The sequence below is a fragment of the Mameliella sp. LZ-28 genome, from assembly GCF_012274245.1.
Taxonomy (GTDB): domain Bacteria; phylum Pseudomonadota; class Alphaproteobacteria; order Rhodobacterales; family Rhodobacteraceae; genus Antarctobacter; species Antarctobacter albus.
Map to the genome: position 1 here is coordinate 484,685 of NZ_JAANYX010000022.1, position 25,364 is coordinate 510,048.

The 25,364-nt window shown below is 64.7% G+C and carries 27 protein-coding genes and 2 tRNA genes; 19 read left to right on the forward strand and 10 right to left on the reverse strand.

Annotation, left to right across the window (positions count from 1 at the left end; genetic code table 11):
* Positions 1 to 113 precede the first annotated feature (113 nt).
* On the forward strand, positions 114 to 1,643 hold the full coding sequence (locus tag G9Q80_RS14840) for a DUF2125 domain-containing protein (RefSeq protein ID WP_088714477.1): 1,530 nt from the start codon (positions 114 to 116) through the stop codon (positions 1,641 to 1,643).
* A 67-nt stretch (positions 1,644 to 1,710) separates the two neighbouring features.
* Here G9Q80_RS14840 and G9Q80_RS14845 read toward each other — a convergent pair whose 3' ends face one another.
* Positions 1,711 to 2,463, reverse strand: coding sequence for an SDR family NAD(P)-dependent oxidoreductase (locus G9Q80_RS14845; RefSeq protein WP_088714478.1), 753 nt, complete (start codon positions 2,461 to 2,463; stop codon positions 1,711 to 1,713).
* 73 nt (positions 2,464 to 2,536) lie between these two features.
* Positions 2,537 to 3,784, reverse strand: a complete 1,248-nt coding sequence (locus G9Q80_RS14850) for an FAD-dependent monooxygenase (protein WP_088714479.1) — start codon at positions 3,782 to 3,784, stop codon at positions 2,537 to 2,539.
* Between the two features lie 48 nt (positions 3,785 to 3,832).
* On the opposite strand from G9Q80_RS14850, the gene G9Q80_RS14855 reads away from it, so the two are divergent.
* The 4 genes from G9Q80_RS14855 (at position 3,833) to G9Q80_RS14870 (ending at position 10,454) form a co-directional block, all read left to right on the forward strand.
* Positions 3,833 to 5,161: an amidase gene (locus G9Q80_RS14855; protein ID WP_088714480.1), complete on the forward strand. Its 1,329-nt coding sequence runs from the start codon at positions 3,833 to 3,835 to the stop codon at positions 5,159 to 5,161.
* 140 nt (positions 5,162 to 5,301) lie between these two features.
* Positions 5,302 to 6,480 (forward strand): aminotransferase class I/II-fold pyridoxal phosphate-dependent enzyme, encoded by a 1,179-nt coding sequence (locus tag G9Q80_RS14860; protein WP_088714481.1) that lies wholly within the window; start codon positions 5,302 to 5,304, stop codon positions 6,478 to 6,480.
* A 22-nt stretch (positions 6,481 to 6,502) separates the two neighbouring features.
* Positions 6,503 to 9,649 carry a DNA translocase FtsK gene (locus tag G9Q80_RS14865; RefSeq protein ID WP_088714482.1) on the forward strand — a complete coding sequence of 1,049 codons (3,147 nt, stop codon included), beginning with the start codon at positions 6,503 to 6,505 and terminating at the stop codon, positions 9,647 to 9,649.
* A 202-nt stretch (positions 9,650 to 9,851) separates the two neighbouring features.
* Positions 9,852 to 10,454 (forward strand): LolA family protein, encoded by a 603-nt coding sequence (locus tag G9Q80_RS14870; RefSeq protein ID WP_088714483.1) that lies wholly within the window; start codon positions 9,852 to 9,854, stop codon positions 10,452 to 10,454.
* Between the two features lie 39 nt (positions 10,455 to 10,493).
* Here the strand turns inward: G9Q80_RS14870 and G9Q80_RS14875 are convergent, their stop codons facing one another.
* Positions 10,494 to 11,087 carry a transglycosylase SLT domain-containing protein gene (locus tag G9Q80_RS14875; RefSeq protein ID WP_043142223.1) on the reverse strand — a complete coding sequence of 198 codons (594 nt, stop codon included), beginning with the start codon at positions 11,085 to 11,087 and terminating at the stop codon, positions 10,494 to 10,496.
* A 249-nt stretch (positions 11,088 to 11,336) separates the two neighbouring features.
* Here G9Q80_RS14875 and hspQ point away from each other — a divergent pair, with 249 nt between their 5' ends.
* A complete protein-coding gene (gene hspQ / locus G9Q80_RS14880) occupies positions 11,337 to 11,663 on the forward strand; it encodes a heat shock protein HspQ (RefSeq protein WP_043142221.1) in 327 nt (108 codons plus the stop codon).
* Positions 11,664 to 11,694: 31 nt separating this feature from the next.
* Here the strand turns inward: hspQ and G9Q80_RS14885 are convergent, their stop codons facing one another.
* The 6 genes from G9Q80_RS14885 to G9Q80_RS14910 all read right to left on the reverse strand — a co-directional run bounded on the left by G9Q80_RS14885 (position 11,695) and on the right by G9Q80_RS14910 (position 16,019).
* Complete coding sequence (locus G9Q80_RS14885) at positions 11,695 to 12,288, reverse strand: 2-hydroxychromene-2-carboxylate isomerase (RefSeq protein WP_088714484.1); 594 nt, start codon at positions 12,286 to 12,288, stop codon at positions 11,695 to 11,697.
* Between the two features lie 61 nt (positions 12,289 to 12,349).
* Entirely contained in the window at positions 12,350 to 13,417 is a 1,068-nt protein-coding gene (locus G9Q80_RS14890; RefSeq protein ID WP_088714485.1) for a threonine aldolase family protein, read from the reverse strand.
* Entirely contained in the window at positions 13,414 to 13,884 is a 471-nt protein-coding gene (locus G9Q80_RS14895) for a YcgN family cysteine cluster protein (protein ID WP_043142211.1), read from the reverse strand. Before G9Q80_RS14895 ends, G9Q80_RS14890 begins: the two co-directional genes overlap by 4 nt.
* Positions 13,881 to 14,813, reverse strand: coding sequence for a bifunctional riboflavin kinase/FAD synthetase (locus G9Q80_RS14900; protein ID WP_069207996.1), 933 nt, complete (start codon positions 14,811 to 14,813; stop codon positions 13,881 to 13,883). Before G9Q80_RS14900 ends, G9Q80_RS14895 begins: the two co-directional genes overlap by 4 nt.
* A gap of 136 nt (positions 14,814 to 14,949) precedes the next feature.
* A complete protein-coding gene (locus G9Q80_RS14905) occupies positions 14,950 to 15,264 on the reverse strand; it encodes a DUF1244 domain-containing protein (RefSeq protein WP_043142204.1) in 315 nt (104 codons plus the stop codon).
* 5 nt (positions 15,265 to 15,269) lie between these two features.
* Positions 15,270 to 16,019 (reverse strand): N-formylglutamate amidohydrolase, encoded by a 750-nt coding sequence (locus tag G9Q80_RS14910; protein WP_088714486.1) that lies wholly within the window; start codon positions 16,017 to 16,019, stop codon positions 15,270 to 15,272.
* A 160-nt stretch (positions 16,020 to 16,179) separates the two neighbouring features.
* Between G9Q80_RS14910 and pyk the strand changes: the two genes are divergently transcribed.
* Both pyk and G9Q80_RS14920 read left to right on the forward strand, forming a co-directional pair.
* The gene (gene pyk / locus G9Q80_RS14915) at positions 16,180 to 17,625 is read left to right on the forward strand and encodes a pyruvate kinase (RefSeq protein WP_069207998.1); all 1,446 of its coding nucleotides are present in this window, start codon (positions 16,180 to 16,182) and stop codon (positions 17,623 to 17,625) included.
* A 28-nt stretch (positions 17,626 to 17,653) separates the two neighbouring features.
* A complete protein-coding gene (locus G9Q80_RS14920; RefSeq protein ID WP_088714487.1) occupies positions 17,654 to 17,878 on the forward strand; it encodes a hypothetical protein in 225 nt (74 codons plus the stop codon).
* Between the two features lie 8 nt (positions 17,879 to 17,886).
* Here the strand turns inward: G9Q80_RS14920 and G9Q80_RS14925 are convergent, their stop codons facing one another.
* On the reverse strand, positions 17,887 to 19,038 hold the full coding sequence (locus G9Q80_RS14925) for an AI-2E family transporter (RefSeq protein WP_088714488.1): 1,152 nt from the start codon (positions 19,036 to 19,038) through the stop codon (positions 17,887 to 17,889).
* Positions 19,039 to 19,276: 238 nt separating this feature from the next.
* Between G9Q80_RS14925 and rpmI the strand changes: the two genes are divergently transcribed.
* From rpmI to G9Q80_RS14975, 11 genes are all read left to right on the forward strand, one after another.
* Positions 19,277 to 19,477, forward strand: a complete 201-nt coding sequence (rpmI, locus tag G9Q80_RS14930) for a 50S ribosomal protein L35 (RefSeq protein ID WP_043142192.1) — start codon at positions 19,277 to 19,279, stop codon at positions 19,475 to 19,477.
* Between the two features lie 15 nt (positions 19,478 to 19,492).
* Positions 19,493 to 19,858 carry a 50S ribosomal protein L20 gene (gene rplT, locus G9Q80_RS14935; RefSeq protein WP_043142189.1) on the forward strand — a complete coding sequence of 122 codons (366 nt, stop codon included), beginning with the start codon at positions 19,493 to 19,495 and terminating at the stop codon, positions 19,856 to 19,858.
* 573 nt (positions 19,859 to 20,431) lie between these two features.
* Positions 20,432 to 20,554, forward strand: a complete 123-nt coding sequence (locus G9Q80_RS28455) for a hypothetical protein (protein ID WP_269799295.1) — start codon at positions 20,432 to 20,434, stop codon at positions 20,552 to 20,554.
* A 468-nt stretch (positions 20,555 to 21,022) separates the two neighbouring features.
* Positions 21,023 to 21,097: transfer RNA gene (locus tag G9Q80_RS14940), tRNA-Glu, on the forward strand.
* Positions 21,098 to 21,110: 13 nt separating this feature from the next.
* Positions 21,111 to 21,185: transfer RNA gene (locus G9Q80_RS14945), tRNA-Asp, on the forward strand.
* A gap of 67 nt (positions 21,186 to 21,252) precedes the next feature.
* Positions 21,253 to 21,978, forward strand: coding sequence for a gamma-glutamylcyclotransferase (locus G9Q80_RS14950; protein WP_157903797.1), 726 nt, complete (start codon positions 21,253 to 21,255; stop codon positions 21,976 to 21,978).
* An 83-nt stretch (positions 21,979 to 22,061) separates the two neighbouring features.
* Complete coding sequence (gene pheS / locus G9Q80_RS14955; protein ID WP_043142182.1) at positions 22,062 to 23,135, forward strand: phenylalanine--tRNA ligase subunit alpha; 1,074 nt, start codon at positions 22,062 to 22,064, stop codon at positions 23,133 to 23,135.
* A gap of 50 nt (positions 23,136 to 23,185) precedes the next feature.
* Entirely contained in the window at positions 23,186 to 23,620 is a 435-nt protein-coding gene (locus tag G9Q80_RS14960; protein ID WP_088714490.1) for a CPBP family glutamic-type intramembrane protease, read from the forward strand.
* Positions 23,621 to 23,711: 91 nt separating this feature from the next.
* Positions 23,712 to 24,101 carry a hypothetical protein gene (locus G9Q80_RS14965; protein ID WP_088714491.1) on the forward strand — a complete coding sequence of 130 codons (390 nt, stop codon included), beginning with the start codon at positions 23,712 to 23,714 and terminating at the stop codon, positions 24,099 to 24,101.
* A 1-nt stretch (position 24,102) separates the two neighbouring features.
* Entirely contained in the window at positions 24,103 to 24,384 is a 282-nt protein-coding gene (locus G9Q80_RS14970) for a YrhK family protein (protein WP_088714492.1), read from the forward strand.
* A gap of 44 nt (positions 24,385 to 24,428) precedes the next feature.
* Positions 24,429 to 25,301: a nitrilase-related carbon-nitrogen hydrolase gene (locus G9Q80_RS14975; RefSeq protein WP_088714493.1), complete on the forward strand. Its 873-nt coding sequence runs from the start codon at positions 24,429 to 24,431 to the stop codon at positions 25,299 to 25,301.
* Positions 25,302 to 25,364 lie beyond the last annotated feature (63 nt).

A 25,364-nucleotide genomic window follows, 5' to 3' on the forward strand; every position in this document is an offset into this window, starting at 1 on the left:
GGCGTCTCGCAACTGTCGTAATCGCTCAATAGTATGGAATCCAGTCCCTTGACCGGCCCCGAGAAGGCCTTGACACTGCACCCATTCGTTTGCCCCGACAGAGAGGAGAGATTATGAAACGCTACGCAACAGCCTCTGCGCTGGCCATCGTGGCTATGGCCGGACAGGCTTGGGCCGATGTCACGCCCCAGCAGGTCTGGGACGACTTCGAAGCCTACATGTCCAACTTCGGCTACCAGATCACCGCCACAGAGACGATGGAAGGCTCGTCGCTGGTGATCTCGGACATGACGATGGTCGTCACCATCCCCGAAGAGGATGGCCTTGTCCGCGTGACCATGCCGCCGATGACCTTTGCCGAAGCCGGTGAAGGCAGCGTGTCCATCACCTACCCCGAGGTGGGCGAGGTCATGGTCTACTTCGTCGAAGACGATGACGAGGTCGTCGGCGAAATCGTGCTGGAAATGACCCACACCGATCTCGAGATGCTGGTGTCCGGCAACCCCGGCGATCTGACGTACACCTACTCGGGCGAGCGTGTCGCGCTGGAACTGACCCGCGTCTTCGACCACGAGGACCAGGAAGAGTACGGCCGCGACGTCATCAGCGCCACGATGAGCATGGGTCCGCTGTCTGGCACCTCGCACATCATGAAGGACGAGGCGATGCGCAGCATCGATCAGGACATGACGATGGGCGACCTGGCCATCGATGTCAGCTTTGACGAACCCGATGGCGACGATGCCTTCATGTTCTCGATGGCCCTGGCCGGTCTCAGCAGCACCGGCACCACGCGCCTGCCGCTGGATCTGGACGTCGAGGACCCGACCTCGATGTTCAAGAACGGTGGCATGGTCGACGCGGTGCTCAAGCACAACGGCGGCAAGACAGAGTTCAGCCTGAACGAAGGCGACGGCCCGACCAGCGGCATGTTCAGCTCTTCCGGTGGCGAGTTCGGCGTGGCCGTGTCGGAAACCGACCTGTCCTATCGTCTGTCGGCTGCGGATCAGACCGTTGCGATGTCCGGCCCGGAACTGCCGTTGCCGATCAACGCCGCGCTGGGCGAGGCCGGTTTCTCGCTGGCCATGCCGCTGTCGCCCTCCGAAGAGCCGCGCCCCGCGTCGCTGTCGCTGACCCTGGGCGGGTTCACGATGGACGACATGTTGTGGAACATCTTTGACCCGGGTGAGGTGCTGCCCCGCGATCCGGCCACCGTCGCCTTCAGCCTCGATGCGATGGTCACGCCCTTCATCAGCCTGCTGGACACGGATTCGATGGAAAAGCTGGGCATGACCGGCGGTATGCCGGGTGAGCTGAACTCGCTGACGCTCAACAGCCTCGTGGTCGATGCCGTGGGTGCGATGGTCAAGGGCTCGGGCGCTTTCACCTTCGACAACAGCGACTTGCAGACATTCGGCGGCGTGCCGCGTCCCGAGGGCAAGCTGGACGTGTCGATCGCGGGTGCAAACGGTCTTGTCGACAGCCTGATCTCGATGGGCCTTTTGCCCGAAGAGGACGCGATGGGCTTTCGCATGATGATGTCGATGTTCACCGTGCCGGGTGAAGACCCCGACACCGCGACTTCGACCATCGAGATCAACGCCGAGGGCCACGTCCTGGCCAACGGTCAGCGCATCCAGTAAGCCGCCGCACCGGCGCAGTCGAAAAGGGCGGGGACTTCCCCGCCCTTTTTACGTTTGGTTGTCGTGCTCAGGCCCGCAGGGCCGGCAGGCCCACGCCCGTGGCATCGAACCCGCCATCCACTGCCACGATCTGCCCGCTGACATAGGATGCCTTTTCCGAGGCGAGAAAGACGATCACCTCGGCCAGTTCGCGCTCGCTGCCGTAACGGTTTAGCGGGATCGAGTCGTGGTAGGCCTGGATGATCTCGGGGCTGTGCACGGCAATCGACAGCTTTGTCTTGACCGGGCCCGGCGCCACACAGTTCACGCGAATGCCGAATTCACCCAGCTCGGCGGCGTGCTGCTTGGTCAGGTGGACGACCGCGGCCTTCGAGGTGCCATAGGCCACCCGCAGCGTCGAGGCGCGCAGCCCGCTGATCGAGGCGATGTTGACGATGGCTCCCTGAGTTTCCTTGAGGTAGGGCGCCACCGCCTGCGAACAGAGGAAAACACCGTCCAGGTTGGTTTCCATCACGCGCCGCCACATCTCGAAGTCGCAGTCCTCGATGGGGCCGAACTCGGCCACGCCGGCGTTGTTGATCAGCGCGTCTATGCGTCCCGCCCAGCCATGCGCTTCGCGCACCATCGCCGCCACGTCCTGCGGGTTCGATACGTCGCGCACCAGAGGCAGCACGTTCTTTCGCGTGGCGGTCTGTTTCAGCAACTCGTCCCCGTCGCGATCCAGCATCGCCACCTGCCAGCCGTTCTCCAGGAACAGGTCCGCCGTGGCCAGTCCGATGCCGCGCGCGGCGCCGGTGACGATTGCGCATTTCTTGTCCATTGATGTCCTCCCGATCTTCTGCCGCGCACTCTAGGCAGCCCGCAGATCGGGGGGAAGCCCCGTCAGAAACGTGTCAGGTCCGCATCAGGTCCGGCAGATCGCCGGTCAGACCGGCCGCCTCGCGGATAAAGCCGCGGCGCAGGCCCGGAGCCGCGTTGATCGCCGCCATGCCAATGTCGCGCGCGGCCCGCAATAGCGGGTTGTCGTTGGAAAACAACCGGTTGAACAGGTCGGTGGAGGCAGCCAGCGTCGCCGTGTCGAACCGCCGCCATTGCGTGTAACGGTCCAGCACACCCGGCGCCGCGATGTCCTCGCCGCGTCTTGCCGCATGTGTGATCACATGTGCCAGAACCGCCACGTCGCGCAGCCCCGCGTTCAGCCCCTGGCCCGCGATCGGGTGCATCCTGTGCGCCGCGTCGCCCACCAGCGCCACCCTGTCCGCCACGAAGGCCCGCGCCAGTGACAGTGTCAGCGGATAGGTGAACCGCGCTCCGGCAAGGGAGATCTCGCCGAGGAAATCGCCGAACCGCGGGCGCAGCACCTGCAGGTATTCCTCGTCGGGTAGCGCGTTGATCGCCTTGGCTCGCGCGTCGGTCTCGCTCCAGACGATGCTGGAGCGGTTGCCGGTCAGCGGCAGGATGGCCAGCGGTCCGGCGGGCAGGAACAACTGGTGTGCCACGCCGTGATGCGGTTCTTCGTGCGCAATGGCGCAGACCAGTGCGGTCTGGCCATAGCTCCAGCCCATGCGCCGGATACCCGCCCGGCGCGCGACACCGCTTTTCTGCCCGTCCGCACCCACGATCAGGCGCCCGCGCGGCACCGTACCATCCGCCAGCGTGACCGCCGCGCCCTCGGGCGTGACATCCTGCGCGGTGACAAGGCTTTCTGCGCGATGTTCGATTAGGTCCGAACCCGCCAGCGCGGCCAGCAGGGCGCGGCGCAGGTAACGGTCCTCGATCATGTAGCCCATCGGGCCGTCCTCGATCTCGGCGCTGTCGAAATGCAGGCCAAGGAAGACGCCTGCATCGCCCACCCGCCCGTCCGAGACCTTGATCTCGTTCATCGGCTGGGCGTGATCGGCCAGCGCCCGCCAAATCCCCAGCCGGTCCAGCATCCGCTGCGACGACCGCGCCAGCGCGTATGAACGGCCATCGAAATCCTCGGCCTCGCGCGTGTCCAGGGGCAGGGCATCCACCACGCAACTGCTCAGCCCGGCCTGGGCTGCGGCGAGGGCAAGGGCGGGGCCGTTCAAGCCGCCACCGACTATGATCAGGTCATGTTCCATGCGGCGCAATATGGACGTGCGCACGGGATTGTCCATGCGCCCGCCTGCCGCTACCGTCGCCGCGCGAGGACAGGGAAGACAAGAATGACGAATTGGACAGAGATGAGTGCCGCGGACCTGGGACGCGGCATTGGCAGGAAAGAGATCGACCCGGTCGCGCTGACCGAGTATTTCCTGAATGAAATCAACGCGCACCCCCTGCGTGACCGGATCTATGCCCGGCTGACCCCGGACCGCGCTCTGGCCGAGGCTGCCGCGGCGAAAACCCGCGCCGAGCTGGGCCTGCGGGTGCATCCGCTGGACGGTGTGCCGATCAGCTGGAAAGATCTCTATGACACTGCCGGCACGGTGACGGAGGCCGGTTCTGCCCTGCTGGCAGGGCGCATCCCCGCCCGCGACGCCGAGGTGCTGCGGACCGCGACGCAGAACGGTCTGGTCTGCCTGGGCAAGACCCACCTGTCCGAACTGGCCTTTTCCGGCCTTGGTCTGAACCCGGTGACGGCCACCGCGCCCTGCGTGAACGATCCCGACGCGGTGGCGGGCGGATCGTCCTCTGGCGCCGCGGCCTCTGTCGCCTTCGGGCTGGCGCCGTCGGGCGTCGGGTCGGACACCGGTGGATCTGTCCGCCTGCCCGCCTGCTGGAATGACCTCGTGGGGCTCAAGACCACCTCTGGCCGGCTCAGCCTGAAAGGCGCGGTCTCGTTGATCGCCAGTTTCGACACGGTCGGCCCGCTGTGCCGCTCGGTCGAGGATGCGGCCCTGATGCTGTCGGCGCTCGAAGGCGCACCGGCACCCGACCTGCGCGGCACCAGCCTGAAGGGGCGCCGCTTTGCCGCGCTGCAGACCGTGGTGATGGACGACCTCGACCCGGCCCCGGCGCAGGCTTATGCCCTTGCGCTGGACAAGCTGCGCGCCGCCGGCGCGATCATCGAAGACCTGGATTTCCCCGAGATCATCACGCCGCATGAGCAGTCGGCCATGCTCTACACCTCCGAGGCCTGGGCCACTTGGCGCGACGAGATCACGGCCCAACCCGATGTCATGTTCGCCCCCATCCGCGAGCGATTCGAGGCAGGCGCCGCGCATTCCGCCGCTGATTTCATCGCCGCATGGAAGACCGTGCACGCCATGCGCGCCCGCTGGGCCGAGGTGACGGCGGGCTATGATGCGGTCCTCTGTCCAACCGCGCCGAACCTGCCGGAAAAGGTCGAAACCCTGATGGAACTGGGCGAGACCTATGTGCAGGCCAACCTGCGTACCCTGCGCAACACGCGGATCGGCAACCTGATCGGCGGCGCCATTGTCACCCTGCCCACGGGCATCCCGTCGTGCGGCGTCTCCTTGATGGGTACGCCGATGGGCGAACATCACCTGTTGCGGATAGCCAGCGCCGCCGAGGCCGCAATGGCCTGAGGATTTCGCGCCACTGCGACTTTGGCGCCACATCGCCCCCCTGCAGGTCCTTGATTCTGGACAGAACCCCCCGTTTTTCCGTATCCTGCGGACAAACGCGGGGCACGCAAATGATCCCGCTACTTATTGAGGCAGTCACGATGTTCCCCGAGCGGTTTTCGAACCTACCGGCCTATGCGTTCCCGCGCCTGCGCGCGCTGCTGGATCACCATGATCCGGGCGGCCCCGTGCTGCACATGTCCATAGGAGAGCCAAAACACCCGTTTCCGGCCTGGATCTCCGAGATCATCGCGCGCCACGTCGCCGATTTCGGGCGTTACCCGCCGAACGAGGGCACGGCAGAACTGCGCGCGGCCATCTCGGACTGGCTGAACCGGCGCTATGGCGTGACGATGGACCCGGCGACCCAGGTCATGAACCTGAACGGCACGCGCGAGGGGCTGTACAACATCGGCATGGCGCTGTGCCCCGAGCAGAAGCGGGGGCAGCGCCCGGCGGTGCTGATGCCCAACCCGTTCTACCAAGTCTACATGATCTCGGCGATTTCCGTGGGGGCAGAGCCAGTCTTTACCCCCGCCACCGCCGAGACCGGTCACTTGCCGGACTACGCGGGTCTGCCGGCCGAGGTGCTGGACCGAACCGCGCTGTGCTACATCTGTTCGCCCGCCAACCCGCAAGGCGTCATGGCGGACGAGGCCTATTGGCGCGAGTTGATTGGCCTGGCCGAAAAACACGACTTTCAGATCGTGGCCGATGAATGCTACGCCGAGCTTTACCGCGACACGCCGCCTACCGGCGCGCTCGAAGTGGCGGCGGCGATGGGCGCGCATCCCGAACGGGTGTTGTCGCTGCACTCGTTGTCGAAACGTTCCAACCTGCCGGGGCTGCGCTCGGGCTTCGTGGCCGGCGGCCCCGAAAGCATCGCGCGCCTGCGCCAGCTGCGTGCCTATTCCGGCGCTCCGGTGCCGCTGCCGCTGCAACATGTGTCAGAGGCGCTGTGGACGGATGAGGCGCATGTGCGCGAGAACCGCGCACTCTGGGCGCAGAAATACGCCCTGGCGGACGAGATCCTGGGCAATGTCCCGGGCTACATGTCCCCGCAGGCGGGCATGTTCGTCTGGCTGCCGGTCAAGGATGGCGAGGCGGCGACGTTCAAACTGTGGACGGAAACCGGTGTCCGGGTACTGCCCGGAGCCTACCTGTCGCGCGACACGGCGGATGGAAACCCGGGGCAGGGGTACATCCGCGCGGCGCTTGTCGCGCCCCAGGACGAGACAAGGGATGGGCTGACCCGGATCCGGGACTGCCTGTTCACATAATAAAGAAAAAGACGAGGCGAAGATGGCATCTTTCCAGGCAAGGGGGCGTGATCCCCTGTTCGACACCAATACCGCCGCGACGCTGGAAAAGCGGGGTCGCGAGCTGATCGGGCTGGCGCTGATCGCGCTGGGGCTGATGGTGGCGGCCATGATCGCCTCGTATACGCCGGATGATCCCTCGTGGCTGTCGGCCACCGATGCGCCGGTGCAGAACTGGATGGGACGCCTTGGGGCCTATGTCGCTGCCCCGCTGTTCATGATCATTGGCCTGGGGGCCTGGGCGCTGGCCGCCGTTTTCCTGGCCTGGGGTGTCCGCCTGGCCCTGCACCAGGGCAATGGCCGCGCCTTTTCCTGCCTGATCTTCTCGCCCATCTGGGTGGCGCTTTGTGCGGTCTATGCCTCGGGCCTGCACGAGTCCGCCGGATGGACGCATCATTTTGGCCTTGGCGGTCTGTTCGGTGACATGATGATGGGTTCGGCCCTCAACGTGCTGCCCTTTGCGCCGGCCACGGGACTGAAGATCATGCAGCTGGGGCTGGGCGCGGGCATTCTTGCGCTGGGCGCCTTCGTGCTGGGCTTTACCCGCGAGGAATTGAAATCGCTGGGCCGCTTCCTTCTGGTCAGTGTGGTCATGACCTACGCCACGCTGGTGCGCCTGATGGGCCGCGGGGCCAGCGGTACCATGACCGTGGCACAGCGGATGCAGGCCGCCAGTGCCGAACGTCGCGCCGCCCGGGCCGAGCGGCGCGCCGCCGCCGCCGAAGCCGCACAAGAGGCCGATCTTGTTGCCAGCGCCGATCCGGCGCCTGCCGCCGTGCCCTCTGCCTCGCGCGTGCTGCGCGCCGACATGGGCGTGCCGCCGTCGCCCGAGGCCGGGTTCTATGACCCCGACGAGGACATCCTCGAAGAGGCACCCATGCCGCAGCCCGAGAAACAGGGCTTTCTGTCGCGCATGATCCGCCGGGCGGACCCTGATCCGCTGCCCGAACCCGAGCTGGTCGAGGAACTGATCGACCATGACGTCGATGTCCCCGGAGAGGACCGCATCCGGGCCAAGATCGCTCGTGCGGTGAAATCCCGCAGCACGGTGCTGCCGGGCCGTCAGACGCCGGGCATCATGGCCGACAAGCCGCTGACCAAGGGGCGCGGATACGGCCCGCAGCCCATCGTCTTCCGCGACACACCGCGCCAGCCCGCGCTGCCGCCGGAACCGCCGCTGACCGCGGCGGACCGCCCGCTGCCGCCCGAGCCGCGCCTGACCGCCGCTGATCCGGTCCCCGCGCCTGCCGCTGCGCCGGCCCCCCGGACCGCACCAAGTGCCGAGGAGGTTTCCGAACCGGCGCCGCGCGTCCTGCCCCGTGCCCCTGCCGCGGAACCCGAGGTCGATGCCGAACTCTACTCTGACCTCAGCGATTTCGATGACTATGGCGACCAGGATGGCTTTGACGACGACTACGCCGACGAAGCCGAGGTGCTGAGCGACGACTACCAGCCCGAGCCTGCCCCGCAGTCTGCACCGCAACCGCGCGCCGCCGTGCCGCTGCCGGAACCCAAGAAGGTTGTTCAACAGCCGGTGCGCAAGCCCGTGCAGCCCTCGAAACGCGCCCAGGCAGAGGCCCAGCCCCAGCTGCGTTTCGACGATGATGGGCCGGAATACGAATTGCCGCCGCTCTCGCTGCTCATGTCTCCGGACAAGATCGAGCGTCACGTCCTGTCCGACGAGGCGCTCGAGGAAAACGCACGGATGCTGGAAACCGTGCTGGACGACTACGGCGTCAAGGGCGAGATCGTCAGCGTCCGCCCCGGCCCGGTTGTCACCATGTACGAACTGGAACCCGCGCCGGGTCTCAAGGCCAGCCGCGTCATCGGCCTTGCCGACGACATCGCGCGTTCCATGTCGGCCCTTTCGGCCCGCGTCTCGACCGTGCCGGGGCGCAGCGTGATCGGGATCGAACTGCCCAACGACAACCGCGAGATGGTGTCCTTCCGCGAGATCCTGGCGGGCCGCGACTATGGTGACGGCAAGCACAAGCTGCCGCTGGCGCTGGGCAAGAACATCGGCGGCGAGCCTCTGGTGGCGAACCTGGCCAAGATGCCTCACCTGCTGATCGCGGGGACCACCGGTTCCGGTAAGTCCGTCGCCATCAACACCATGATCCTGTCGCTGCTCTACAAGCTGACGCCCGAGGACCTGCGGCTGGTGATGATCGACCCCAAGATGCTGGAACTCAGCGTCTATGACGGCATCCCGCATCTTCTGTCCCCGGTCGTGACCGACCCGAAAAAGGCGGTCGTGGCCCTGAAATGGGTCGTGGGCGAGATGGAAGATCGTTACCGCAAGATGTCGAAGATGGGCGTCCGCAACATCGACGGCTACAACAGCCGCGTCGAGGACGCGCTGGGCAAGGGCGAGATGTTCAGCCGCACGGTCCAGACCGGCTTTGACGACGACACCGGCGAACCTGTCTTCGAGACTGAGGAATTCGAACCGAAGAAAATGCCCTACATCGTCGTCATCGTCGACGAGATGGCCGACCTGATGATGGTCGCGGGGAAAGAGATCGAGGCCTGCATCCAGCGTCTGGCGCAGATGGCGCGCGCCTCGGGCATCCACCTGATCATGGCCACGCAGCGGCCCTCGGTCGATGTCATCACCGGCACGATCAAGGCAAACTTCCCCACCCGGATCTCTTTCCAGGTGACCTCCAAGATCGACAGCCGGACCATCCTGGGCGAGATGGGCGCCGAACAGCTGCTGGGCATGGGCGACATGCTCTACATGGCGGGGGGCGCCAAGATCACCCGCTGCCACGGGCCGTTCGTGTCCGACGAGGAGGTCGAGGAAATCGTCAACCACCTCAAGGCCTTCGGCCCGCCGGAATACGTGGGTGGCGTCGTCTCGGGGCCCGACGAGGAAAAGGCCGACAACATCGACGCGGTGCTGGGTCTGAACACCGGCGGCAACACCGGTGGCGAGGATGCGCTGTACGATCAGGCCGTGGCCATCGTAATAAAGGACCGCAAGTGCTCGACCTCGTACATCCAGCGCAAGCTGGGCATCGGTTACAACAAGGCCGCGCGCCTGGTCGAGCAGATGGAGGACGAGGGTGTCGTCAGCCCCGCCAACCATGTCGGCAAGCGCGAGATCCTGGTGCCGGAACAGGCCTGAGACCGGGGCAGGGAGGGGGCGCGGCCCCCTCTGCGCCTGCGGCGCATTCACACCCGGAGTATTTTTGCAGAGAAGAAGCATGGGGTGCGAGGGCATTGAAGGGGCGGCTTTCCGCCCCGATATTGACCTGCAAGAGGCCTGCTATCGCATAGCGCCGCGCGATGTGCCATGTCAGCGGGCATTCCGAGCAGGAAGGAAACACATGATCCGCAGAGCTTTCACCGCAGCCCTCGTTGCCCTTGGCACGCTTGCGGCGCTGCCCGCCAGCGCCCAGCAACTGTCGCTGAACGAGATCTCGCGCTACCTGAACTCGATCACCTCGGCCACGGGCACATTCACCCAGATCAACGCCGACGGCACGATCTCGACCGGCGAAATCGCGATCAAGCGGCCGGGCAAGGTGCGTTTCGACTACAACCCGCCAGAGCGGGCGCTGGTCATGGCAAGCGCCGGGGCCGTCTATATCCTTGACCGCAAGCTGGGTGCCCGACCGGACACCTATCCGCTGCGGCAGACGCCGCTGTCGATCATCCTTGCGCGCCAAGTGGACCTGAGCCGCGCCGGCATGGTGGTCGGGCATGGGTTTGATGGCACGGCGACCACCGTCACCGCGCAGGACCCTGACAACCCGGATTATGGCACAATCCAGCTGAAGTTCACTGGCGCACCGGTTGAGTTGCGGCAATGGATCATCACGGACCGAAACGGTAGCCAGACCACGGTGATCCTGGGCGGGCTGGAACAGGCAAACCTGTCCAACAGCGTCTTTTCGATTGAAAGCGAACTGTCCAAGCTCAAGCGCTGAGGGTGTGGCGCGGCCCCATCCCGGGGCCGCGCGTTTTCCCTACCGTGCGGCGCGGCAATTCCTGAGTTGCCGCTCGTAGAGCACCGCCCGTTCGCCCACCTGTGTCGACACCCGCAGCAGCCAGGACTTGGCATTGTAGCTGCCTCGGCGATAGCCCGTGCGACCCTCGTGGTAGGCAAGGTAATGGCGCCGCGCGTCCGACTTCGGAATGCCCAGCTCCTTGTGCGACAGATCCATGTACCAGCCCATGAAATCGGTTGCGTCGCGGATGTTGTCTCGGCGCGCACCGCGCCGGCCCGCGTCGGCCAGGTATTCGTCCCAGGTGCCGTCCAGCGCCTGGCTGTACCCGAAGGCCGAGCTTTGACGCCCGATCGGGATCACGCCGAGGCTGTACCGGAAGGGGGTTCGCGCATCGCTGTCGAACTTGCTCTCCTGGTAGATCGTTGCCATCTGAACGTGCACGGGAACACCCCAGCGCCGTTCGGCACTGCGGAAGGCACGGTAATATCCGGGACGCTGTTCAAGAATCGAACAGGCGTTGTCCAGGTTGCGCGGAGACGTACCAGACCCGCCGCCACCCCCACAGGAGGCCGCAAGAAGCACGATCACCAAGGCGCGAAGGACTCTGCTCATTTGCCACTCGCCTCGCTTTGTCTTTTTATTGTAAGGCATTTTAGCTGATTGCGCCGGGCGAGGGAATCACATTTCCTCCAGTCCAGCGGGTCACCGCTGTCGCGGGGCATGGTATCGCGACCAGTGCGCCCTTGGCCTATGATCTGGACTGTTGGCGGGTGTTTCACAGAGTGTTTCCCGTCAATTTGAGGCGAAAGTTGGACAAGGCACCGGCGGAAACGGTATCAAGGAGGCAGGAAGAGGTTCGTTATGTTGCACAATCGCGCGAAATATCACCTGGGTCAGGTCGTCCGCCACCGCAAGCACCCCTTCCGGGGCGTGGTGTTTGATGTCGACCCCGAATTCTCGAACACCGAGGAATGGTACGAATCCATTCCCGAGGACAGCCGCCCGTCCAAGAAGCAGCCGTTCTATCACCTGCTGGCAGAAAACGATCAGAGCTTTTACGTGGCTTATGTCTCGGAACAGAACCTTGTCGCCGACTACTCGGGTGAGCCGGTAGATCACCCGGACATTCCCGATCTCTTCGGCGCCTTCGAGGACGGGTCTTACGCGCTGCACTTCCAGATGAACTGAGGGCTGGCGTCCCGCGGCGATGAGAACGGGATCATTCCGCCTTTGCCGCCCAGGCGGCGGCCTCGTCCAGGCGGTCGTCGCCCCAGAACAACTCTTCCCCCACGACGAAAGACGGGCTGCCGAAGATGCCCAGGGCCTCGGCCTTGTCGGTTTCTGCGGTCAGCAGCGCCGTGCCTTCCTCGCCCGCGGCGCGGGCCAGCACCGCGACAGGGTCCTGCCCCACGGCCCGCAGGCTGTCTGACAGGTTCGGATCGCTGCCCGCTTCCTGCCCGTCGACGAACCAGCGGCGATAGGTTTCTATCGTGTAGTCCTCGCCCCAGCCTTCGGTCATGCCCAGAACCGCTATCTTGTTGGCCAGTGGCAGGTCGGGCAGTGGGTAAGGGGCGGGGACATTGATCGGCAGCCCGAAAAGCTCGGCCCGCCGTTCCATGTCGCGCCACATGTAGGCGGTTTTGATCGGCTTGTCGCGGAAGGGGACGTTGTTCTGGGCCATCATGATCCGGCGCACGTCAAAGGGGCGCCATGTCACCTGCAGCCCGTGATCGCGCGCATAATCCCGCATCCGCGCGACCGTCAGATAGCTGTAGGTGCTGCCGATCGAATACCAGAAATCCAGTTTGGCCATGTCAGATCCTCCTGCCGCGAGGGCAGCCTAGCGGCAGGCGGTACGGGCTGTGAAGCCCGTGTCACAGGGCGGCGCGCATGACCTTCAGGAATTCCGTGATTTCGGCTTCGGTCGTGGACCAGTTGCACACAAGGCGCGCAAGCGCCGGTTCATCGGCCTTCTCGGGCGGGTTGCCCCAAAGCGCGTAGACCGCGCCCGCCGCCTGGGCCGCCTTGTGCGCCCGCAGCGGCGCGCGAAAGAACAGCATGTTGGCGCGGGTCTTGTTCACGATTTCCAGCCCCATGTCCTGCAGCCCCCGGGCCAGGGTCTCGCAGTGGTCATTGGCCTGCTGTGCCAGGTCGCGCCACAGGTCGTCTTCGAGGTAGGCCAGCATCTGCGCCGCGACGTAACGGTGCTTGGAATACAGATGGCCCGCGCGTTTCACCCGCAGCTCGAACTCCTGCGCCCGGGTAAAGCCGCTGCTGGCGGGTGCCTCTGGGTCAAAGATCACCACCGCCTCGGCATCCATCAGACCGTTCTTGGTGCCGCCGAAAACGGCGATGTCCACGCCCGCCTTCCAGGTCATCTCGGCCGGGGTGCAGCCCAGCTTGACACAGGCATTGGCAAAGCGCGCCCCGTCCAGGTGCACAGGCAAACCGTATTCCCGTGCCACCGCACACAGCGCCCCGATGTCGGATAGCGCATAGACATTCCCGCCCTCGGTCACATTGGTGACCGAGACCGGCCCACGCTGTGGCCCGTGCACGCCGCGGTTGCCTTCGCCCAGGATCGCGCTGCGCAGGGCCTCAGGTGTCATCACGTCGCCGCCGCGCACAAGGGTCAGCTTGGCGCCGCCGGTGTAGAACTCGGGCGCGTTGCACTCATCCTCGTGGATATGCGCGTGCTCGGAGCAGAAGATCGTCTGGAACGGCGCGCAGAGCGTGGCCAGCGACAGTGAATTCGCAGCGGTGCCCGTGGCCACGAGGTAGACTGCCGCGCCCGGGGCCTCGAACAGGGCGCGAACCCGGTCCGCCACTTCTGCCGTTACGTCGTCGGCGCCATAGCTTGCCGCCGCGCCGCTGTTCACCCGGGCCAGGACGTCAAGAACCTGCTGCGGAACTGGGCTGGCATTGTCGGATGCAAAGTTCATAGCGGCTCCTCGATGATATGGTCTTCCCAGTCGTCTTCATCGATCTCGAATTCGGGCACTGTTGCCCCTTGCATCGACACACCCGCCGCATGAACGGACTCGGGCGTGCCTGAAATCAGGGGGTGCCAATCGTATAGCGGCTTGCCCTCGTAAAGCAGCTTGTAGGCGCAGGTCTCGGGCATCCAGTAATGGTTCTTGGCGATGTTTGCGGGCCGCAACACGATGCATTCCGGCACGAACTGATGCCGGATCTCGTACTGGGAGCAGCGGCAGGTGCTGTCGTCGAACAGGCGGCAGGCGACACGGGTCAGCGCCACCTCCCCGGTGTCCTCGTCCTCAAGCTTGTTCAGGCAGCACTTGCCGCATCCGTCGCAGAGCGCCTCCCACTCGGCGTCCGACATGTCCTGAAGGCGCTTGCGCTCCCAGAAGCGCGGCGTCAGGCCGGTGCGGGCAATCGGATCTGTCATTCGGCGGCCAGAATCTCGCGGGCTTTCAGGCAATCCGCGTCCATCTGGGTGATCAGCGCCTCAAGCCCGTCGAATTTCAGCTCGGGCCGCAGGTATTCGACCAGTCCGACCGACAGGGTCGCACCGTAGAGGTCGCCCGTGAAGTCGAAGAGGTAGGTTTCGATGTTGGGCACTTCGCCGTTGAACATCGGGCGGACGCCGATACTGGCGGCCCCGCGATAGCTGCCCTTGTGCGGGCCGTCGCGCACGTCCACCAATACGGCGTAGACGCCGAACCGGGGCGGATGCAGCCCGTCGATGGACATGTTCGCGGTGGGATAGCCAAGCTCACGCCCGCGCTGTTCGCCGCCGACCACCTTGCCTTCGATCCGGTGCCAGTGACCCAGCAGGGCCGCGGCATCGCGGGGGCGGCCCTCGGACAGTGCGTCGCGGATCGCGGTCGACGAAACCTGTACACCGCCGGTTTCCAACAGGTCAGCAACCGTCACGCCAAACCCCATTTCTTCGCCGAAGGCCTGCAGACTTTCGACATTGCCCGCGCGCCCCTTGCCGAAACAGAAATCCGCGCCCACCACCACGTTGACCAGGCCGAACCCCTTGCGGATCACCCGGTCCGCGAAGTCCCGCGGGGTCAACGAGGCCAGTACCGTATTGAAATTCAACTGGTACAGCCGTTCGACCCCAAGTTTCTCAAGCCGTGCGGCGCGGGTCTCGGCGCTCATCAGGCGAAAGGGGGCAGAGTCCGGGGCGAAATACTCGCGCGGATGCGGTTCAAAGGTCATCACACCAAGGGGCGCCCCCGGTGCCGACCGGCGCGCCAGGTCGATCACCGCCTGGTGGCCCAGGTGGACGCCGTCAAAGTTGCCGATGGCGACGCTGGCACCCTGATCTTCGGGCCGCGTGTACTGATAGTCGTGAACGATCCGCATGCGCTTCCCGTTACCGGCACGCGCGCCCGTGCGCAAGCATCCCCCGGCATGGCGTGGCGCCCGTGCCCCGATTTGTGATGCCGCCCACACGGATGCCGCGCAGGCGCACAAATACCCTGTCCGACTGCGGGCGCGGTCAGCCCTTGTCGGTTACGTTTTCCTTGAAGGACTTTTCGAAGGCGGCCTGCTTGTCGGGCCCGGCCTCGGTCTGGAACTTATCCTTCCATTCGGAATAGGGCATCCCGTAGTAGACCTCGCGGGCCTCTTCCTTGCCCATCTCGATGCCCTTTTCGTTCGCCGCCTCCTGGTACCAGCGGCTCAGGCAGTTGCGGCAGAAGCCAGCGAGGTTCATCATGTCGATGTTCTGTACGTCCTGCCGGTCTTCCATCAGGTGCTGGCGCAGCCGGCGAAAGGCGGCGGCCTCGATCTCGATGCGGGTCTGGTCGTCCATCTCTGTCACTCCTCGTTTTCCGTCAAGGCGGCCAGCGCCTGTTGCAGCAGCGGCGCCAGGCGCGCCGCCCAGTGTCGCTGGCCGACCTCTTCCTCGATCAGGTCGTTGCGGACCTCGATCAGCGTGTTCAGGCGTCCCGCGCCAAGGGCGTGGCGGTCGATTGCATCGCCGGGCAGGTGGCCGGGGTAGGGCTGGTTGCGTCCCACCACCAGATCGGGTTCCGCCTCCAGCATGTCAATGAGTGGATCGGACAGGCGCGCATCCCATGCGGCGTGCAGCACGCCGACATGCCAGGGGCGGGGCGGGCGGCCGTGCAGTTGCGGCGTGAAGGAATGGATCGCCACGATGGCCACATCGTCGCGCCCTGCCACCATTTTCGCCAAAGCGGCATCATAGGGGCGGTAATAGGCGTTCAGGCGGCGTTCCTTTTCCTCGGCGTCCGCATGGCGGTTGCCGGGGATCACCGAACCGTCGTAGAGCTTCATCAGCAGGGTCGGGTCGTCTTCGCCCCGGTTCGGGTCGATCACGAGGCGCGAGAAATTCGACAGCACAACCGGCGCATCCAGCAATTCACCCAGTTCCCGCGCCATACCGGCGGCGCCCACGTCATAGGCAATGTGGCGCGCCATGTCCGACACCGGCAGGCCGAGAGAGCCGCCAAGATCGGGCGGCACGATGTTGGCGGCATGATCACAGGTGATCAGGAACCGGCTCTGGCGGGTTTCGCCGATGATCTGGCAGGGGGAATATGTCATGGTCTCGTCGTCTTTGGCCCGCTACACATATGCCAGTTGCGCGGCAAAGGGAAATACGTGATAAAGCAGGCGCCGTTAGCGGTAACGCCGCAACTGCATTTGCCAGCGCGCACACGCGGACGCGACTGGCCGCCACAGCCGACCGGGCAGGGAGAAAGACATGAAACGCGACCGTAACGTCAAGATCGTGGCCACGCTTGGCCCCGCATCCAACACCTACGAGATGATCCGGGCCCTGCACGAGGCCGGAGCGGATGTCTTTCGCCTGAACATGAGCCACGGCACCCACGAGGAAATCGAGGAACGCCACAAGATGATCCGGCAGGTCGAAAAGGACCTGGACAGCCCGATCGCGATCCTTGCCGACCTCCAGGGCCCGAAACTGCGCGTGGGTGAGTTCGCCAACGGCTCGGAAGAGCTGGAGTGGGGCCAGAAGTTCCGGTTGGACCTGGACGAAGCGCCTGGTGACGCGACACGCGTGCAGCTGCCGCACCCCGAGATCTTTGCCGCCCTCAGCGGCGGGTCGCACCTTCTGGTCAATGACGGCAAGATCCGCCTCAAAGTAGCTGACTGCGGCAAGGATCACGCAAATTGCATCGTCGAGGCCGGCGGCACGATTTCCAACCGCAAGGGCGTGAACGTTCCCGACGTGGTGCTGCCGCTTGCCGCGCTCAGCGACAAGGACCGCCGCGACCTGGAATTTGCCTGCGGGCTGGGCGTCGACTGGATCGCTTTGTCCTTTGTCCAACGGGTCGAGGACGTCGAAGAGGCGCGGCGCCTGGTCTGGGGCCGGGCGGCAATCATCTCGAAGATCGAGAAACCCTCGGCGGTCGAGGCTTTTGACGAGATCCTGGAGGTCTCGGACGGGATCATGGTCGCCCGTGGCGACCTGGGTGTCGAACTGCCTGTTCAGGCTGTGCCGCCGATCCAGAAACGCCTGGTGCGCAAGTGCCGTGCGGCCGCCAAGCCGGTGATCGTTGCGACGCAGATGCTGGAATCCATGATCGAAAGCCCGATGCCGACTCGGGCCGAGGTCTCGGACGTGTCCGGCGCCATCTACGAGGGCACCGACGCCATCATGCTGTCGGCGGAATCGGCCGCCGGTCAGTACCCGATCGAGGCTGTCACCACGATGAACAACGTGGCCATCTCGGTCGAGAGCGACCCAACCTATCGCGACGTGATCGAGGCCTCGCGCAACGCCGTGCGGACCTCTGTCGCCGACGGCATCGTGGCCGCCGCGCGCGAGATCGCCGAGACGACAGAGATCAAGGCGATCTGCTGCTTTACCTCTTCGGGCACCACTGCGGCCCTGGTTGCGCGGGAACGTCCGCGCGTGCCGATCATCGCCATGACCCCGATGACCGGTGCCGCACGCCGGCTGTCGCTGACCTGGGGCACGCAATGCGTCATGACCGGAGAGCTGGAGCGGTTCAAGCAGGCTGTCGTCAACGCGGCCCGTGCCGCGCGCGCGCAGGGCTATGCCGGTGAAAAGGACCAGATCGTCGTCACCGCAGGCGTGCCCTTCAACCAGCCGGGAACGACCAATATCCTGCGCGTTGCCCCCTGCAACGAGCGTTTGATCTTTTCGACCGATCCGGAATAACCTTTCCCCTGCAAGAGGGGGCAGGCCAATGGAACCTGACATGATGCTGGTCACCGGCATGGGGCTGGTCGTTCTGTCCCTGCCGGCGATCATTTCGGCCTGGTCCGACAATCGGGCGCCCCGTGTGGGCGCCCTCGTGTTGTTCGGGGGCGCGGGACTTGTCTTCTGGGCCTTCCGCGAAAAGGACGGCGGTTATCGCCCGCAGGATATTCCTGACGCGGTCTATGGCGTGATCGGTCAGATTCTGAGCTGAGAGCGGGCTCAAGAAGAGGGGCGGGGTTTCGCTGTATCCTCTGTGGGTTCCTGTTCCGGCTCCATCTCCAGATCGAGGTCCGGCAGCCCTTCGCGAGACAGCAGGATGGCCACGGGCCGCACGCGCGGGATGTGCGAACAGATGATCATGATCGACACCATGATCGGCACCGCCAGGAACATGCCCACGATCCCCCAGACCGCGGCCCAGAAGGCCAGGCTGGCGATGATGCCGAAAGAGGACAGCCGCAGTGTCTTGCCCAGCAGCAGTGGGTCAAGCACCTGGCCCACGGTGAACTGGATCACGGTTACGATCGACAGGACCGTCAGGCCTGTAAAGGCGTCGCCGGTCTGGACGTAGCTGACCAAGGCTACCACCACCGTCGCCACGATGGAGCCAATGTTGGGAATGAAGTTCAGGACGAAGGTCAACACCGCCATCGGCATCGCCAGGTCCAGCGCAAAGAAGGTCATCACCGCGTAGACCAGCGCCCCTGTGACGGAGCTGATGACCACCTTGACCACGAGGTAACGGTTCACCCGGTGGATGATCGAGGAAATGATCCGTTCGACCCGCCGCGCGCGCCGCTCATCCCCCATGAGGCTGGCCAGCTTGGTCGGGAACCAAAGGCGCTCCAGGAACATGAAGCCCACGAACAGCGTGACCAGCACCGCTCCCGAGGCGATGTTACCCGCCTGCCCGGCAAGGGATGACAGGTAAGGGCCCAGCTGGATCGATTTCATCCAGTCCAGCACGGCGGTCTCGACATCCGCCCCCATCCAGCCGACCAGGTCCGCCACCGCCTGCTGGGCGGGATCCGCGTATTGCAGGATCGTGACCACAACCGTGTTCGCCTGGGCGAGGATGATCAAAGAGGCGGAAATCAGGATGGTGGCGATCAAGAGCACCGCCAGCATCGAGGCAATCCAGATCGAAACCCGGGCACTGCCGATCCTCATTCGCTGGAAATAGTTGATCGCATCGGAGGTCAGCGAGAACAGCATGATCGCGATGGCCAGCGAGATCAGCAGGAACTTGGCCTGCACCAGCAGAAAGAGGATCACGGCGAAGGCGATGATGCCCAGAAACCAGGTCTGCGCCTTTCGGATTTCGGAGACTTCCGCGCGCGCGGACTGGTCGGTGTCTGGATGATCGGGCATATGTCGGGATTGAAACTCTGTAATTGTGTTTGCGTGGCCGCGCGACCCAAGGATAATGGGGCCTGTCGCGGGGAGCAAGGCGAGGCGCCAGCGGGATCCTGTCGCTTGCGGTCCGGGGCAGGTCGTGCCCCCGTGTTCGCCCCTTGCCAAACCTGCCGCGTCCCCCTATACGGCGCTTTCCAACCGCGCGGCCGGCCACCAGTGGCATGCCGAGTCGCGCCAAGTAACGGAGATTGAAATGCCCAAGATGAAGACCAAGTCGAGCGCCAAGAAGCGCTTCAAGGTGAGCGCCACCGGCAAGGTGCTGACGGCCCAGGCCGGCAAGCGCCACGGCATGATCAAGCGCACCAAGAAATTCATCCGCGATGCGCGCGGAACCACCACCATGTCGAAGCCTGACGCCAAGATCGTCAAGCAGTACATGCCCTACGACCGCTGATCAGGAGGATAAGATATGTCCCGTACCAAAGGCGGAACCGTTACCCACGCGCGTCACAAGAAGATCACCAGCCAGGCCAAAGGTTACTATGGCCGCCGCAAGAACACCTTCAAGGTGGCGGCACAGGCTGTCGACAAGGCGAACCAGTACGCCACGCGTGACCGCAAGAACCGCAAGCGCAACTTCCGCGCCCTGTGGATTCAGCGTATCAACGCCGCCGTGCGCGCGCATGACGAATCGCTGACGTACTCGCGTTTCATCAATGGCCTGACACTGGCTGGCATCGAGGTCGACCGCAAGGTCCTGGCCGACCTGGCCGTGCACGAGCCCGAGGCATTCGCCGCCATCGTCGACCAGGCGAAAGGCGCGCTGCCGGCCTGAGCCGAGCGCATCTCGAAAATCGGACAAGGCCCGGGCTAAGCGCCCGGGCCTTTTCTGTTGCGGGGTTCCCTGTGACGAATTGGCAGAATGCGCGGCTATGCGCGTATGGCGGGAGTTTCAGTGTGAAAACGTGCGCAAAGCGGTTTGGGCTTCGCTAGGGTCGAGCCAGACCTTCTTCCCGACACGACAGGACCCCCCTCTTGGCAGTGGTTTTTCAGGGCACGTCCTCGATCCCCGTCACCGTGATCAATGGTGACGAGATGTTCACCCTTCAGGACGCGCAGATTTATGCGTCTGGGGATGCCGTCACGCTGGGCACCGCGGCCCTGTCGACAGCGTTTCACAACCACGGCGCCGTCCTTTCGGGCGCTGCGACGGTTGCCGTGCCCACTGCGGACAGCACGGTGGGCAATTTCGGCACGATCAATGGTGTCGTGACGGCGGTAGACTATGCGTCGGGCGCGGCCGGTCTGCACTTTCTGACGAACCACGGCGACATCACCAGCAGCGGTACGGCCATCGGGATGCAGGGCAATTCCGACATGAGCCTTTACCGGGGCGAACCAGATCCGTGTGATCGAAACGGCCTTCGGGTCCAGCATCGTCCAGTTCGAGACGACGGGGGATGGCATCGCCGATGCCGAGATCCGGGTGGCCGGTGTCGTCGGCCTGACCACGGACGACTTCGCTCTGTGAGCGTACAACCGTGAATTGCGTCCATTTGGTCTTTGGCAAGGGGCGGCCCTCTGCTATGCAGACGATCTGAGTTCAACCGCGAGAGACCTGTCATGTTCGCGCGCATCGCCTTTGCAGAACGCGATCCCGGCCCCCCTCGGGGGATCGGGTGCTTGTGCGCGCGCAGCGACTAGCAGTCAGATCCGGTTTTTTCCCGAGGGGCGGCATCCATGTGATGCCGCCCCTTTTCTTTTGTTCCGCAGAAAGGAGCCGCCTTGGCCGAAGACCCCCACGATCCCGAGGAGGCAGAGGACCCAGTCCTCTGTCTCCGTTCCCGACCCAGACCCATACGACCCCGGCGATCCGGCTCTCAACACCCCTTCAAGGCGGTGAATGGAGCTCCATTGATATCATGTTAAGATATTGATAATATTCAATAAGATACTTGAGGCGTGACGCCGAATTCACTAGGTTCCCGTCATGGCCAATGGGGCGTTCGTCTAGGGGTCAGGACACCCGTCTTTCGAGCGGATAACACGGGTTCGAATCCCGTACGCCCTGCCAGGCCCGGCGTTTGGGTCGCGTAGCTCAACGGGAGAGCACCGGATTGTCTATCCGGGTGTTGCGGGTTCGAATCCCGTCGCGATCGCCACCGCCGCCTTTGCTTTTCCGGCACGCCCATGCAAGTTGGGCCCCACGTATCCCGGGGCGCTTCATTTATGACTACCAACGATCCATTCCGTCACCACCCCGGCCTGCGCCCTCTGATCAAGCCGCGCGAAGACAGCTTTTTCGCGGATTTTCACGTCGACAAGGCCATCGAGATCGGCAAACAGCACGGGCGCGCCACCGACTGGATCCTGACCGAAGCCGAGATCGAGGCCGACCGGACACAGGCACTGGCCGGGCGAATGGACCGCGATCTCTGGGTCTTTGCCTACGGCTCGCTGATGTGGGATCCGGCGGTGCGCTTTACCGAGGTGCGTCGCGGATTTGCGCCGGGGGCCGAACGGCGGTTAATCCTGTTCGATATCAACGGCGCGCGCGGGACGGAGGACCAGCCCGGACTGATGGCGGCGCTGGACGCGGGGCAGGGGTGCCACGGGCTGATCTTCCGGATCGCGGCCAGGGATGTGCCGGACGAAACCCGCAGCCTCTGGCACCGCGAACGCCTGGGAGAGGCCTATCTGCCGCGCTTCATTTCCGTCGAAACCGATCACGGAACCGAAGAGGCGCTGGCCTTCCTCGCCAACCATGCGGCCGGCAACATCAGGGGCGATCTGCGACATGACGAACAGGTGAGGCTGATTGCGACCGGCGAGGGGTTTCTTGGTACCAGCCGCGAATACCTTGAAAACCTCGCCGCGCACTTCGAAGAGATGAAGATCGAGGATGCAGAGGTCACCCGGCTCGTGACCGACGTGCGGGCCTACGCCTCGGGCTAGGCGGTGCCGGAAGGGACCAAAGCAAGGTTGCAAACCGGCCATGTCGGGGCTAACCCGTCGCGGGCAAGCCTGAGGGATCGGACATGGAAGACCTGCGCGAGAAATACATCGACCTGATTGCCAAGGCGGGTGACGAAGCCGCGCTGGAAGACCTGCGCGTCGCCGCGGTGGGCAAGAAGGGCGAGATCAGCCTCAAGATGCGTGAACTGGGCAAGATGAGCCCCGAGGAGCGCCAGGTCGCCGGCCCCGCGCTGAACGCGCTCAAGGATGAGATCAACGCCGCCCTGGCCGCCAAGAAGGCCGCGCTGGCCGATGTCGCGCTCGAGGAGCGGCTAAAGACCGAATGGCTGGACGTGACCCTGCCGGGCCGCCCGATGCGCCGCGGCACCATCCACCCGGTCAGCCAGGTCATGGAAGAGATCACCGCGATCTTTGCCGATCTCGGCTTTTCCGTTGCCGAAGGTCCGCAGATCGACAGCGACTGGTACAACTTCGACGCGCTGAACATCCCCAGCCACCACCCGGCGCGGGCCGAGATGGACACCTTCTACATGCACCGCGCCGAGGGCGACAACCGTCCGCCGCATGTGCTGCGCACCCATACCAGCCCCGTGCAGATCCGCCACATGGAGGCGCATGGCGCCCCCTGCCGCGTGATCGCGCCGGGCCGCGTCTACCGCGCCGACTACGACCAGACCCATACGCCGATGTTCCACCAGGTCGAGGGGCTGGCCATCGACCGCGACATCTCGATGGCGAACCTGAAATGGGTGCTCGAGGAATTCGTGAAGGCGTATTTCGAGGTCGACCACGTCGAGCTGCGCTTCCGCGCCTCGCATTTCCCCTTCACCGAGCCTTCGGCCGAGGTCGACATCCAGTGTTCCTGGGAGGGCGGGGTGCTGAAAGTTGGCGAGGGCGACGACTGGCTCGAAATCCTCGGCTCCGGCATGGTGCACCCGCAAGTGTTGAAAAACTCGGGCGTGAACCCGGACGAATGGCAGGGCTTTGCCTTCGGTATGGGGATCGACCGGATCGCGATGCTGAAATACGGCATCCCCGACCTGCGCGCCTTCTTCGACTCTGACCTGCGCTGGCTGCGGCACTACGGGTTCGCGGCGCTGGACGTGCCGACGACGGCGGCGGGCCTGTCGCGCTAGGTAGGATGCGCCAGTCGCTTGGACCAAGCGCGCTGGCGACTGTGACCGCGATGCTTGTGGTGGTCGCTCTCGGCCTGCCACTCGGGTTCAAGTGCGGTATTATCGTCTATGATCCTGTGGCGTTGCCTTGGTTGCGCTACGCCACGATCCTGATCGCCCCGGCGTTGGTCGAAGAGCTGATCTTTCGCGCCCCACTTTTGTGGGTGCGGAGAGAACGGCTGCTGCCCTTGGGCGCGGTCTTGTTGGCGGGCTATGTATTGCAACACGCAGCGACGGCCTGGCTCATCTGGCCGGACGCCCGCGTGTTTTTCTGGGACCCGTGTTTCCTTCTGCTGACCGCCTGGCTTGGACTGGTGAACATGGTGCTTGTGGTGGCCACTGGGCGAGTCATGCCTGCGGTGATTGTGCATTGGTTGGCCGTCACGGGTTGGATGCGGTTCCTCGGGGGCGAAGACGCGATTTCCAGAAACCTCCCCTTCGGATAGTGAGAGCACCGTGGTGTGGCGGGAATGTCCCCCTGTCCCCGCGCGGGATTCCATGACACTCTGCGCAGGCACACAACCCCGGAGACAGCCCATGTTCCGCGCCCTCTCTCTCGCCGTCCTTCTTGCAACACCCGCCCTCGGTGACGAGGTCTGGGACAGCGCGCAAGGTCCTGTCGTCTACGAAGAGGACACTGGCGGCGCGGCTGTCCTGTCCTTCACGCATCCGAACGGCTATCCGGCCATGCTGGTCATCCCGGGACTGGCCGGCAACTACCAGGACCGCTCCGTGCACCGGGCCTTCTGGGTCGGGCAGGGGCCGGGCACCTGCTTTGCCGCCATGAGCCTCGGGGGCCAGCCCAGCCATGACTGGGGCGAGGCGCTCATCAGTTTCGACAGGCCCGCCTTTCCGACCTCCTTCACCCTCTCGTTGGGTGACTGCTTTGGCCCGATGACCACATCCTTCCGGGCGCTCGCACGCTGACATGGCGCTCTTTACCCACGAAAATCGCCAGCGCAGCGCCGACACGCGCCGCGTCTATGCAGCCTTCGAGATTGCCCATACCACCGTCGATTTCATCGCCGCCTTCTGTTTCCTGATCGGCTCGATCCTGTTCTTCTGGCCAGCCTTGGAGACGCAGGCGATCTGGCTCTTCGTCATCGGATCGGTCTTCTTCGCGCTGAAACCGACCCTGCGGCTGGTTCGGGAATTGAGGCTGGCGGCAATGGGCGACGCCGAGGTCCTGGCGGAGCGCTATCGCGATTGACGCTTGCCGGCCGGGCATGGCAGGCGGGACCAAAGGGGAGGTGCATGATGTCCGGAACGCTCACCGTCGGCGCCGCGCAGTTCGGCAGCCGGATCGGCGATCTCGACGCCAATTTCGAGGAACATCACCGCTGGGTGAGCCAGGCCAGGGGGCTGGACCTTCTGGTTTTCCCCGAACTCAGCCTAGTTGGTCACTACGGGGCCGAAAACCTGCTGGACGTGACGATGAAACGGCACGACCCGCGCCTGATCGAGCTCAGTCGCGCGGCGGGGGACACGATCCTGATCGTCGGTTTCGTCGAGGAAGGCCCGGCGGCACAGTTCTACAACGCGGCGGGCGTCTACAAGAACGGCAAGCTGATCTACATCCATCGCAAGATCAATCTCCCCTCCTATGGCAAGCTGATCGAGACGAAATACTACGCCCAGGGCCGCTTCGTGGACACGCAGGAGATCACCGAGGACTGGCGCCTTGGCCTGCTGATCTGCGCCGATCTCTGGAACCCGGCACTGGTGCATCTTGCCTTCCTGCATGGCGCGACGCTGCTGGTTTCGCCGATCTCCAGCGGGGTCGAGGCGGTGGGAGAGGCGTTCGACAACCCCTCGGGCTGGACGGCCACGCTGCATTTCTACTCGATGATGTATGGCGCGCCCTCGATCATGGTGAACCGGACCGGGCCGGAAGAGGATCTGAATTTCTGGGGTGGCTCGCGGATCCTCGACCCCTTCGGCCATCCTCTTGCCATCGCCGGACAGGACCCGGAGCTGATCACCGCCGAGCTTGATTATGGCCAGGTGCGCCGCGCCCGCGCCCTTCTGCCCACCGTGCGGGACAGCAACATCGGCCTGGTCGAACGCGAAATGAACCGCCTGAACGACAGATTGGGCGTTCCCGACATCATCCGCGACGACGACTAAGCCGCGCCGGGCCATCCTGGCTGGCGGGCCTCGCTGGGCGCGCGCCCATGTTTCTTTGGGCTG